General features: G+C 61.5%; 10 protein-coding genes. All 10 read left to right on the top strand.

Features of this window, described 5'->3' with window-relative positions; translation table 11 throughout:
- The first annotated feature begins 12 nt into the window (after positions 1-12).
- The 10 genes from WMO44_RS01065 to mazG all read left to right on the top strand — a co-directional run bounded on the left by WMO44_RS01065 (position 13) and on the right by mazG (position 12,395).
- On the top strand, positions 13-1,608 hold the full coding sequence (locus WMO44_RS01065) for an NAD(P)/FAD-dependent oxidoreductase (protein WP_349151468.1): 1,596 nt from the start codon (positions 13-15) through the stop codon (positions 1,606-1,608).
- Complete coding sequence (locus WMO44_RS01070) at positions 1,589-2,965, top strand: 5-bromo-4-chloroindolyl phosphate hydrolysis family protein (protein WP_435387723.1); 1,377 nt, start codon at positions 1,589-1,591, stop codon at positions 2,963-2,965. Before WMO44_RS01065 ends, WMO44_RS01070 begins: the two co-directional genes overlap by 20 nt.
- The gene (gene recJ, locus WMO44_RS01075) at positions 2,962-5,094 is read left to right on the top strand and encodes a single-stranded-DNA-specific exonuclease RecJ (RefSeq protein WP_349151470.1); all 2,133 of its coding nucleotides are present in this window, start codon (positions 2,962-2,964) and stop codon (positions 5,092-5,094) included. The genes WMO44_RS01070 and recJ overlap by 4 nt, the downstream gene beginning before the upstream one ends.
- A complete protein-coding gene (locus tag WMO44_RS01080; RefSeq protein WP_349151471.1) occupies positions 5,095-7,437 on the top strand; it encodes a RelA/SpoT family protein in 2,343 nt (780 codons plus the stop codon).
- 4 nt (positions 7,438-7,441) lie between these two features.
- Complete coding sequence (gene dtd, locus WMO44_RS01085; protein ID WP_055184830.1) at positions 7,442-7,903, top strand: D-aminoacyl-tRNA deacylase; 462 nt, start codon at positions 7,442-7,444, stop codon at positions 7,901-7,903.
- Between the two features lie 2 nt (positions 7,904-7,905).
- Positions 7,906-8,523, top strand: coding sequence for an MBL fold metallo-hydrolase (locus tag WMO44_RS01090; protein WP_349151472.1), 618 nt, complete (start codon positions 7,906-7,908; stop codon positions 8,521-8,523).
- A 12-nt stretch (positions 8,524-8,535) separates the two neighbouring features.
- On the top strand, positions 8,536-10,005 hold the full coding sequence (gene hemZ / locus WMO44_RS01095; protein WP_349151473.1) for a coproporphyrinogen dehydrogenase HemZ: 1,470 nt from the start codon (positions 8,536-8,538) through the stop codon (positions 10,003-10,005).
- Positions 9,971-10,906, top strand: a complete 936-nt coding sequence (locus WMO44_RS01100) for a uridine kinase family protein (protein ID WP_249248961.1) — start codon at positions 9,971-9,973, stop codon at positions 10,904-10,906. Before hemZ ends, WMO44_RS01100 begins: the two co-directional genes overlap by 35 nt.
- 172 nt (positions 10,907-11,078) lie before the next feature.
- A complete protein-coding gene (locus WMO44_RS01105) occupies positions 11,079-11,504 on the top strand; it encodes a zinc ribbon domain-containing protein (RefSeq protein WP_349151474.1) in 426 nt (141 codons plus the stop codon).
- 165 nt (positions 11,505-11,669) lie between these two features.
- Positions 11,670-12,395 (top strand): nucleoside triphosphate pyrophosphohydrolase, encoded by a 726-nt coding sequence (gene mazG / locus WMO44_RS01110; protein WP_349151475.1) that lies wholly within the window; start codon positions 11,670-11,672, stop codon positions 12,393-12,395.
- Positions 12,396-12,414 lie beyond the last annotated feature (19 nt).

Raw genomic sequence — 12,414 nt, forward strand, 5'->3', positions numbered from 1 at the left:
AAAACACAACAAATGATTCTGGTTCGCAACATCCGTCTGCCCCTCTCTGCCGCAGAGCCGCAGGCATTTGAAAAGGCACTGCACACCCTGCGGGTGCCCCGCAGCAAGGTAGAGCACACCGGCGTGGCAAAGCTTTCGGTGGATGCTCGCCATGGCCAGCCCAAGCTGGTGTATACCGTGGCGGTCACCCTCAAGCAGCCCGGGGAGGAAGCTGCGTTTGCGGCCCGCTGTCCGGACGCTGCCCTGCACCGCCGCGCAGACTTTACCCTGCACGCGGGTACGCAGTCGCTTGCGCACCGCCCTGTGGTGTGCGGACTGGGCCCGGCAGGGCTGTTTGCGGCCTTGCTGCTGGCACGGCAGGGGTACCGCCCCATCGTGCTGGAGCGCGGCCCTGCGCTGGATGCCCGTGTGCAGGCGGTGGAGCACTTTTCCGCCACCGGCCAGCTGGACCCCAACGCCAACATCCAGTTCGGCGAGGGCGGCGCAGGCACTTTCTCGGATGGCAAGCTGACCACCCGCATCGGGGATGAACTGTGTGATTTTGTCACTGAGGTGTTTTTGCAGCACGGTGCCCCGGCAGAGATCGCGTGGAAGCAGAAGCCCCATGTGGGAACCGACCTGCTGCGCGGCGTGATCACCTCCATCCGCAAAGAGATCGAGTCTCTGGGCGGAGAGGTGCACTTCAACACCGCCCTTACCGGGCTGGAACGCAAAAACGGTCAGCTTGTGGGCATTGCTACTACAAATGGCAGCTTTGCCTGCGAGGCGCTGGTGTTTGCGGTGGGGCACTCGGCACGGGATACCTTCAGCATGCTGATGGACAGCGGCCTTGTGCTGGAATGCAAGCCCTTCAGTGTGGGCTTCCGCGCCGAGCACCTGCAAAGCGAGATCGAAAAAAGCCTGTACCACGAGGCTGCCGGGCATCCGGCGCTGCCCCGGGGCGAATACCAGCTCTCCCAGCACGTCGGCGAGAGGTGCGTGTATACCTTCTGTATGTGCCCCGGCGGTCAGGTAGTGGCTTCGGCCAGTGAGGAAAAACGTGTTGTGACCAACGGCATGAGCTACCACGCCCGCAGCGGTAAAAACGCCAATGCAGCGGTGGTGGTCAGCGTAGGCGGGGCAGATTTTGCAAACGACCCCCGCCGCGCCATCGCCTTCCAGCGGGAGCTGGAAGCAAAAGCCTACGCCGCCGGTCGTGCCGCCGGAGCCTACGCCGCCCCGGCAGAGAACGTGCAAAGCTTTCTGGAAGGGCGCGGGCAGCTGCATATCGGCAGCGTACAGCCCACCTACGACCGCGGCGTGACCGCCGCAGACTTAGGCGCACTGCTGCCCGGGGAACTGGCGGATACCCTGCGGGCGGGTCTGCGCGCCTACGAGCGCAAGATCGCGGGCTACACTGCGCCGGACGCCATTCTGACCGGCCTTGAGACCCGCACCAGCAGCCCGGTACGGCTCAAGCGGGAAGAGGACTTTGTGTGCACCCAGCTGGCAGGGCTTTACCCCTGCGGCGAGGGTGCGGGATATGCGGGCGGTATTATGAGCGCCGCCGTAGATGGCCTGCGGGTGGCCCGCGCCATCATCAGCCGGTATGCACCGGCAGAAGGGTGAGAAAATTTTGATGTACGATCGTGAAAACGATAACCGAAATAGCGAAGGCCGGCAGGTACAGCAGGAGCTGGAGGACCAGCTGCGCGCCTTTGGCGACACCATGACCGATGCCTTTGCCCACGGCTTTGAGGGCAGGGGTATGGACATCGGTGACCGCGCCTTTGATGTGGGTAGGGCAGCCGTTCATGCAGCCAACTACGGTATCGGAGAGGCCGCAAAGGCCTTCCGGCAGGGGCGCAGAGGTTATCCCTATGGGGACACAAAGCAGCCCTTCCGCGAAGGTGCTGCGGATGCCGACCCCACCGGGATGCCCGACTGGTTCCGGCAGATCTTTGCAAAGCCGGAACCGACCCCGGTGGAAAGTATCCGCATCAGCGCCAAAAAACGCCATAGCGCAGGCTACACTTTGCTGGCGGTGGGCATCACCTTTGCAGTGATCTTCGGGCTGGGGACGCTGGGCTGCCTCATCGGGCTGGGCACTATTTCGCCGGCTGCTTTGGGTGACGTTGTGGTGTCGGCTACTGAGGGCGGCGGCATCCTGATGACGGGCACGGACTACGTTATGAACACCGCCTACAACGTGCTGGGCATCGTCAGCAGCGTGCTGGGCCTTGCCACGGCGGGCTTTGGCTGGATGACGGCCTGTGGTGCAGCCCGGATGAAGGCGGGCAGACAGATGGGCCAGTTTGCCGACTACGCCGACAGCGTGGACTACCATAAGGGCCTGCCTGTTTCGATGCTGGCCGACCTGACCCACCAGACCAAGAAAAAAGCGCTGAAAAAGCTGCGCAGCTACATTCATAAGGGCTGGCTGAACGCATGGCTGGACGATGAGACTGAAACGCTCTACCTGACGGCAGAGGACTACCGCGCCGCCAAGGAGAAAGCCGCCGCAGCCGCCGCGCAGCCGCAGCCGGAAAAGGCGGAAACCGGCGATACTCCGCTCAGTCTGGATACCGCCCGCCGCTTTGCTGCCGTGCTGGAAAAAGAGCAGCAGCTCATGCAGGATGCACAGGCGCGGGAGGAGCTGGCGGCGATGCACAAGACCACCACCGCCATCTGCGACTGGCTGGAGGCACACCCGGAAAGCCAGCCCAAGACCCGCCGTTTTGCGGAATATTATATCCCCACCACCCTCAAGCTGCTGCACACCTATAACGACGTGCAGGGACAGCAGGGCGAAAACGCCGAGACCATCCGCCGGGATATCGCAGGCATCCTGCATACCTTGAATCAGGCGTATGAGAACCTGTACAATAATCTGCTTTCGGACGTAGCCATGGATATTTCTTCCGAGATCGCCGCTTTGCAGGGAATGCTGGCCAACGACGGCCTGACCGGGAGGGAATTTGAATGACCTACCGTGCTTGGGAACAAAAAACGTTGGACCGCGCCGCTGTGCGGGAGCTGACCGCCGCCATTGCCGAGCAGGCAGCGGCACAGCTGGAAGAGCAGGCCATAGACGAAGCGCCGTGGTCAGACGAAAAATATAAGGCCGTGTTGGCTGCGCAGCAAAAGGAAAACGCCCTGCTGGCGGGTATCCTTGCCGCCCGGGGCATCACCGACCCCGCCGAAGCGCTGACCTTGCTGGCAGGGGAGGAGGAACTTTCCGACCCCGCGCTGTTGACGGATATGGACGCCGCCTGTCAGCGCATCTGGCAGGCCATCGACAACGGCGAGACCATCGCCGTGTTCGGCGATTACGATGTGGACGGTGTGACCGCTACCGCCCTGCTGTACCAGCACCTCAAGGGCATGGGCGCGACCGTCAAGTGTATGCTGCCCAGCCGCGAGGGGGACGGCTACGGCCTGTCCAAAAACGCCATCCAGTCCATGCACAACAAGGGCTGCACCCTCATCGTGACAGTGGACAACGGCATCTCTGCCGTGGAAGAAGCCGACTTTGCGGCTTCGCTGGGCATGGATCTGATCATCACTGACCACCATCTGCCGCCGGAGACTTTGCCCAAGGCGGTGGCTGTGGTGGACCCCCGCCGGGAGGACGACCACAGCCCCTTCAAGGGTCTGTGCGGCGCGGGCGTAGCGTTCAAGCTTTGCGCCGCGCTGGACGGCTGTCCGCCGGAGGAAATGCTGGATTACTGCGGCGACCTTGCCGCTGTGGGCACGGTGGCGGACGTGATGCCGCTGGTAGGGGAGAACCGCACCCTTGTCAAGGCCGGGCTGCGGCAGCTGCAGCAGACTGACCGCCCCGGCTTTGGGGCACTTTTGGAGGAAGTCGGCCTTGCGGGCAAGCCCATCACCGCCGAGAACATCAGCTACGCCATTGCACCCCGCATCAACGCGGCAGGCCGCATGGATAACGCCGTCACCGCTTTGCAGCTGGTGCTCTGCGAGGACCCGGACAGGGCTGAGGAACTGGCGCACAAGCTGAACGAGATCAACGCCCACCGGCAGGAGACCGAGCAGCAGATCTTCAAAGCCGCTGAGGAATTGCTGGAACAGCAGCCCGAGCGGTTGGATGACCGCATCATGCTGCTGTGGGGACGGGACTGGCATCCCGGCGTCATTGGCATCGTGGCTTCCCGGCTGGTGGAGCGCACCGGACGCCCGGTCATCGTGGTCACCATTGATGAGCACGGCGAGGGCAAGGGCAGCGGACGCAGCGTGCAGGGCTTTAACCTGCACACCTGCATCGGCTCCTGTGCCGACCTTCTGGTGCGCTACGGTGGCCACGCCATGGCGGCGGGACTTTCTGTCCGGGAAGAAAATCTGCCCGAGCTGCGCCGCCGCCTGAACGACTGGGCTGCCCGGGAGTGCCCGGTACTGCACACACCGCCCCTTACCTGTGACGTGACCATCCATCTGGATCGTATCACAGTGGAGAGCGTGCGCCATCTGGATCAGCTGGCACCCTACGGAGCGGAGAACCCTACCCCGGTGTTCCTGCTGCAAAGTGCCGTGGTGGACGGCGTATACCCGGTATCGGAGGGGCGGCACAGCCGCCTGCGGCTGCGGCAGGGCAATAGCTGCCTGTACGCCGTCTGGTTCGGGATGCCCGCTGAGCAGCTGCCCTACGCACTGGGCGATGTGGTGGACGTGGCGCTGAATCTTTCGGTCTACGAGTCCGCCCGGGGGGCACAGCTCTCCGGCCGCATCATCGACCTGCACCCGGCAGGGCTGGGCGCAGAGCTGGCGCGGCAGGCTGCGCTGGTGCAGGCGCTGCGCCGGGGCACCCCCCTGACCGAAGAACAAAAGAAACAGATCGCCCCCGCCCGCACGGATATCATTGCCGTGTACCGGGAGCTGCAGTCCCGCCGCTGGCACGCCGAGGATCTGCAGCCTTTGTGCGCAAAGCTGGGCGAGGAGCAGACCGGCAAAACGCTGGTGGCAGTTGCCGCTTTGGAGCAGGTGGGGCTGATCACCGCAGCGGAAAAAGGCGGGGCAAAGTTCTGGGAACTGGTGCCGACAGCAGGCAAAAAGAACCTTGCCGATGCCCCCATCCTGAAATGTCTGGAGGAACTATAAATGCCTGAGGGAAAGAAAAATACTGCCCCAATCCCGGCTCCGGTACGGGACGAGGACGGCTACTCTGCCAAGACCCATCTGCACCAGCCGGTGCAGGAGACCGCCACCGTAGCTGCTACGGCACTGCTGGCAGACGCACCGGAGGGGGCGCTGCCCTCTGAGGTGCGCCCGGAAATCGTAACGTGGGAAAAGCTGTGCGAGGCCATTCAGGCCAGCGGCAAAGCCTACAATATGGAGATGATCCAAAAGGCTTATGAGCTGGCAAATAACGCCCATAACGGCGTGTGCCGCCGCAGCGGCGAGCCCTATATCTGCCACCCGCTGGCGGTCGCCCGGCTGGTGCTGGATCTGGGCATGGACTCCGAGAGCATCGCCGCCGCCCTGCTGCATGACGTAGTGGAGGACACCCCCACCACGCTGGACGACCTGAAGGCCGCCTTTGGCGAGGAAGTGGCACTGCTGGTGGACGGCGTGACCAAGCTGACCAAGATCCAGTTCTCCAATATTGAAGAATTGCAGGCCGAGAACCTGCGCAAGATGCTGCTGGCTATGAGCCGGGACGTGCGTGTGATGATCATCAAGCTGTGCGACCGGCTGCATAATATGCGCACCGGCGACGCTTGGCCGGAGCAGAAGCGTCGCGATAAGGCCCGCGAAACCATGGAGGTGTACGCCCCCATCGCCAACCGCCTTGGCATCCTGAACGTCAAGGAAGAGCTGGAGGATCGCAGCCTGCATTATCTGGACCCCGTGGGCTATTCCGAAATCAGCCGGATGCTTAGCGAGCGCTCCGGTGAGGAGTTTTTGATCAAGGTTTCCGGCGTCATTGAGCGCCGTCTGGTGGAAAGCGGCATCGAGGGTGCCACCATCAAGCGCCGGGTCAAGAGCATCTACGGCATCTACCGCAAGACCATCATGCAGAATAAGTCCTTCGACGAGATCTACGATATCTATGCGGTCCGTGTCATTCTGGATTCTCTGGCTGAGTGTTACAGCACCCTTGGCCTCATCCATGATATGTACCACCCGCTGCCCAACCGCTTTAAGGATTATATCTCCACCCCCAAGCCCAACGGCTACCAGAGCCTGCACACCACCGTCATCGGGCACGAGGGCATCCCCTTTGAGGTGCAGATCCGCACCCGCAAAATGGACGAGCAGGCAGAGTACGGCGTTGCCGCTCACTGGAAGTACAAGGAGGGCCGCGAAGGCCACGATAAGCTGGACGACCGTCTGGCATGGGTCAGCCAGCTGCTGGAAAACCAGCGCCTGAGCGAGGATTCCGGTAACCTGCTCCACGATCTGAAGAGCGACCTACTGCCGGAAGAGGTGTTCGCCTTTACCCCAAAGGGCGATGTCATCAACCTGCCCACCGGCGCTACCTGCATCGATTTTGCCTACGCCATCCATTCGGCGGTGGGCAACCGCATGGTGGGCTGCAAGGTGAACAACCGCATGGTGCCCATTGACCATGTGGTGTCTACCGGCGAGATCATTGAGGTGCTGCTGGGCCCGGCAGATAAGGGCCCCAGCCGCGACTGGCTCAAGATCGTGCGCACCAGCGAAGCCAAGAGCAAGATCCGCAACTGGTTCAAGAAGATGCGCCGGGAGGAGAATATCCAGCAGGGACGGGACGCCTTGTCCAAGGAGTTGCGCCGGGAGATGATCATCATCCCGGACGACCAGCTGGATGCCTTTATCGACGGCTGCTCCCGCCGGATGCGCCAGAACAACGCCGAGGAGCTGTACGCTGCCATCGGCTACGGCGGCATGACCATTGCCAACTGCCTGCCCAAACTCAAAGAAGAGTGGCAGAAGCTCAAGGCTGCCGAGGCCGAGGAGAATAAGTCGGTGGAGGATCTGCCCAAGGTAGACCTGAGCCGCGTGCACGCCACCGACGGCGTGGTGGTGGAGGGCTTCGATAACACCCCCATCAAGTTTGCCAAGTGCTGCAGCCCGCTGCCCGGCGACCCCATCGTGGGCTTTATCACCCGCGGCTTCGGCGTTTCCATCCACAAGCAGACCTGTGCCAACGCCGTTGCCAGCATGAAGGACCCCTCCAACGCTCCCCGCTGGGTCAAGGCCTACTGGGCAGACAGCGTCAAGGACAGCTACAAGGCCGGGCTGGAGATCATTGCCCTGAACCGCAACGAGCTGCTGCAGGACGTGCTCAGCGCTCTGGCCGACATCCGGGTGCCCATCTATGCCATGAACGCCCGTCAGGTAGAAAACAACTGCGCCATGGTCAGCCTGACCATCGGCATCAACAATACCGAGCACCTCAACCGTGTGGTGGCGCGCCTTTCCAAGGTGCGGGACGTGCTCAAGGTGACAAGGAGTTAACGCAATGCGAGCAGTTATTCAGGCCGTATCCTCCGCCAGTGTGCGGGTGGAAGGCGGCGAGCCCCGCGCCATTGGGCCGGGAATCATGATCCTGCTGGGGGTCAGGGATACCGACACGCTGGACATCGTGCCAAAACTTGCCGATAAATGCGCGGGTCTGCGCATTTTCCCGGATGCCGAGGGCAAGCTGAACCTGAGCGCCCGGGATCTGGGCTATTCCGCGCTGGTGGTCAGCCAGTTCACCCTTTACGGCGATACCAAAAAGGGCTACCGCCCCAGCTTTATTAAGGCCGCAAAGCCGCCCCTCTCGGTGGATGCCTACGAGCTGTTCCTTGCCGAGATGGCTAAGCACGGCCTCAAGGACGTGCAGCACGGCGAGTTCGGCGCGCACATGCAGGTGTCGCTGGTGAACGAGGGCCCCTGCACCATCATCATTGATACCGACGAGTGGAAGAAGAAGGAGTAACGATGCAAGGCTTTCACATTCCTGCGGCACCGCCGCTGTATACCAACACCTTTCTGCTCATTTCCGACGCAGGCCATGCCGTGGTCATCGACCCGGCGGCAGAGGTGGACAGCTACGATGAAATTTTAAAGCAGCACAACGCCACCCTTACCACCATTCTGTGCACCCACGGCCACTACGACCATGTGGGCAGTGCGGCTGCGCTGAAAGCCGAGTGGAACGCCACCCTCTACTGTGAAAAGGCAGACCTTGCCGGCGACCGGATGTACCCGCTTTCTGCTGCGGACTGCGACTACACGGAAGGGGAGCAGATCGCGGTGGACGAGCTGCGTTTTACCGCGTGGCACACCCCCGGCCACACCCCCGGCAGCGTGGTGCTGCTGTGCGGTGAGCATCTGTTCTGCGGCGATACGCTGTTTGCGGGCAGCATCGGCCGCACCGATCTGGAGGGCGGCAGCAGCGCGCAGATGGCAGACAGCCTGCGCAAGCTGGCGCAGCTGCCCATCCCCCGCGAAACACAGGTGTTGCCCGGCCACGGCGAATTTTCCACTTTTGGCGCGGAGCTGGACAACAACTACTATATCCGCAGCGCCCTGCGCGGCGGCAACGACATTTTTTAAAGAGAGAACGACATGAAGATCTATATCACTGGGCTGCCCTCCGGGTACGAGGTGGAGCACCTTGCCCGCCTGTTTTACCCCATGGCACCCCTGACCCTGACCCCGCCGGAGCCTGCCGAGGACTGCTTGTGGGCTGAAAAGACCGATACCGGTCTGCGGGTGCTGGTGCGGCAGGGCGAAAAGAGCAAAACGCTGGAAGCTCCGCTGCCGCTGCCGGTGGAGCAGGGCGGCGAAACGCCGGAGTTTGCCCTTGCCAGCCTGACTTATGACCTGCTGCGCCAGTGGACGGGCATCCGCCCGCCTTGGGGCAAGATGACCGGTGTGCGCCCGGTGCGGCTTATCCACGATAAGCGCGCCGCCGGGTGGAGCGCAGAGCAGATCGACCGCTTCTTTTTGCAGCGGTTTGACTGCTCGGAGCAAAAATACGAAATGGCGAAGGAAATCGCCGATCTGCAGGAGCCAATCTTGCAGCTGGGCAGCGCCCCCAAGACGTACAGTTTGTATATCGGCATCCCGTTCTGCCCCTCCCGGTGCAGCTACTGCAGCTTTGTCAGCTGTAATCTGGACCGCGACCGTAAGATGGTGCAGCCCTATGTGGACTGCCTGTGCAAGGAGGTTGCAGAGATCCGGGCGCAGGCTGAGCGTGCAGGGCTGACCTTGTGCAGCATCTACATCGGCGGCGGTACGCCCACCAGCCTTTCCGCTGCCCAGCTGCGGCAGCTCATGGGCACCGTGCGGGAGAATTTTGACCTGACTAAGGTCGTAGAATATACCGTAGAAGCTGGTCGCCCGGACTGCACCGACGCTGAAAAGCTGGCGGTCATCAAGGAATACGGCGCTACCCGCATCTCCATCAACCCGCAGACCTTCTCGGACGAAGTGCTGGCAAATATCGGTCGCAAGCATTCGGCACAGGACATTCTGGATTGTTATGCCGATGCCCGCCGTGCCGGGCACGAGGACATCAACATGGACCTGATTGCCGGGCTGCCCGGGGATACGGTGGAGGGCTTTGAGCACAGCCTGCGGCAGGCCATTGCCTTGCAGCCAGAGAATATCACCGTCCATACCCTTACCCTCAAGCGGGCGTCCCGCATCGTCATTGAGGATCAGAAGGAGAACGACTACGCGGACGTAGCCGCCATGCTGGAAAAATGCCATTTGCTGGCCGAAGCGGGTTACCGCCCCTATTACCTCTACCGGCAGAAGAATACGCTGCAAAATCTGGAAAACGTGGGCTGGTGCAAGCCGGGTCACGAGGGTTACTATAATATCTATATCATGGAGGAAGTCCAGACTATCCTTTCAGCGGGTGCAGGCGGCAGCACAAAACTGGTAGCCGATGGGGGCAAACGGATGCAGCGCATCTTCAATTTTAAGTATCCGAACGAGTATATCCAGCGCTTTGCGGAGGTACTGGAACGGAAAAAAGGAGTGGCTGAGTTTTATGATCACGATCTGGGTACCGAAACGACTGGTTGAAATAGATCTTTATAACGTAGCAGCCCGCAGCCCGCAGGCGCTGGCCGAGCTGAGCGAGAACAGCTACGCCCGGCGGGTGCAGTATGCCGCCCAGAAGGTACGCGGCTCCGGGGCAAAGATCGTTATGCTGACCGGCCCTTCCGCCAGCGGAAAGACCACCAGCGCCCACTGTCTGGCAAAGGCCTTGGTACAGCAGGGCACCCCGGCACAGGTGGTCAGTCTGGACAATTTTTTTAAAGGCGCTGCCTACTACCCCAAAATGCCGGACGGCACGCTGGACTACGAAAACCTTGAAACGCTGGATCTGCCCCTCATCAAGCAGTGTCTGCGCCAGCTCAGCGAGACCGGCAAGACCGAGCTGCCCATCTACGATTTTGCCACCGAGCAGCGCTCTGCCGAGGTGGAGCCCATCGATCTGCAGGGCGGTGTGTGCATCGTGGAGGGTATCCATGCTTTGAACCCGGAGCTGACCGGCCTTGTGCCGGATGACCAGATCTACCGCATCTACGCCGGTCTGCGGGAGGAGTACTGCATTGACGGCCGCCGGGTCATCAATACGCAGGATATCCGCCTGTGCCGCCGCACCCTGCGGGACGCCGCAGCCCGCGGCCGCAGCCCCGCCAAGACCCTTTCCATGTGGGACAGGGTGCTGGACGGTGAAACACGCTATATCAAGGGCTTCAAGACCACCGCAGACTTTCTGCTGGACACCTCCTTTACCTACGAGCTGGGACTGATCTCCCGGCTGCTGGGCGAGGTGCGCCGTCAGTTCACGCTGGAGGGCCACAACGCCGAGCTGTGGGACGAGACCGCCCGCCGCTTTGAGCAGGTGGACCCGCTGCCGCTGGAGCTGCTGCCCGCCGACAGCATGCTGCGCGAGTTCTACGGCAGCCGCACCTAACCGGTGAAAAATGCGTAAAATTTGTTTCCAAACCGGCACCAAACTGTAAAAATTGCGGTGCATTCGTTGCAATTGCCATAACGCTGCGCTATAATGGGAATACGACTCCGGTATGGCGCACTGTGCGCCGCAGTCTGCAGAGAATACTGCCAGAATAAGAGAGGTGTCTTTTATGGATTTTAACAAGATCAAAGCAATGGGTTTGGAATATGCCGAAAAGGGCAAGAACGCCGCCATGGATCTGGCCGAAAAGGGCAAGACGCAGGCGCTGCTGGTCAACGAGCAGGGCAAGCTGCTCAAGGCACAGCGTCAGCTGGGCGCACTGGTGTACAGCCTTGCCAAGGGCAAGGAGGAGAACCAGCCGCTAGTGGATAAATATATCGAGATGATCGATACCATTGAGCAGGAGATCACCCGCCTGAAGGCTACCCTGACCCCGGCCGAAGCCACCGAGGTGGACTACGAAGCCCCCATGGAGGAGGCAGAAGAAACTGCCCCGGAACAGCCCGCTCAGCCTGCCCGCAAGACCTGCCCGCAGTGCGGCGCGCCCGTCTCGGACGATGCACTGTTCTGCAATAAGTGCGGTGCACAGCTGTAAGCCCGTAACCGGAAAAGTTTGCAACAGGGCGGTATCCCCCACAGGACGCCGTCCTGTTTTTGTGAAAAGCGCAGAAAACCATGAACAAAGCGGGAAAATTGCGGCTTTTTGCTTGAAAAACCGCAGCGACTGCGGTAGAATCTACAATATCTTTTCAAAAAGGAGATGGAACGTGTGCTGGACTGGAACCCACAGCCGCCCTATACGGCGGAGCAGCTGTTGCAGGTGATCCGCATCCTGCGGGACCCGGAAAACGGCTGTCCGTGGGATAAGGTGCAGACCCATGCGTCCATCCGCAAAAATTTTCTGGAAGAGACTTGCGAGGCGCTGGAAGCCATTGATGCAGACGATGCCGTGCTGCTCCGGGAGGAGCTGGGAGATGTGCTGATGCAGGTGGTGTTCCACGCCGCCATGGAGGAAGAGCGGGGACGCTTTACCTTTGAGGATGTGTGCCGCAACGTCTGCGAAAAGCTGGTGTTCCGGCACCCCAACATTTTTACATCCTCTGCAGCGGAAAACGCCGGTATAAATGGCTGGGATGCGCTCAAAAATAAGGAAAAGGGGCGCACCACCCTTGCCGACGAACTGGCCACCGTGCCCGCTACGCTGCCCGCGCTCATGCGGGCGCAAAAGCTGCAAAAGCGCGCCGCCGGGCATGGCCTTGGGCAGCAGGACGCAGCCGCAGCGCAGCATCAGCTGGAAGCCGCCGCGCAGGCCTTTGCGAAGGCAGATGCCGCCGCAAAGCAGGAAGCCGCAGGCCAGCTGCTGTTTGCAGCGGTGAACGCCGCCCGGCTTGCGGGGGTGGATGCAGAGGAAGCGCTGACCTTTGCGTCCAAGCGCTTTACACAGCAGTGTCTGGAACAGGAACAAAGCGGTATTCAGGTCGAATGACCTGCTCCGATAGAACGAG

Origin of the sequence: Faecalibacterium tardum (assembly GCF_040096515.1) — a bacterium.
Taxonomy (GTDB): domain Bacteria; phylum Bacillota; class Clostridia; order Oscillospirales; family Ruminococcaceae; genus Faecalibacterium; species Faecalibacterium tardum.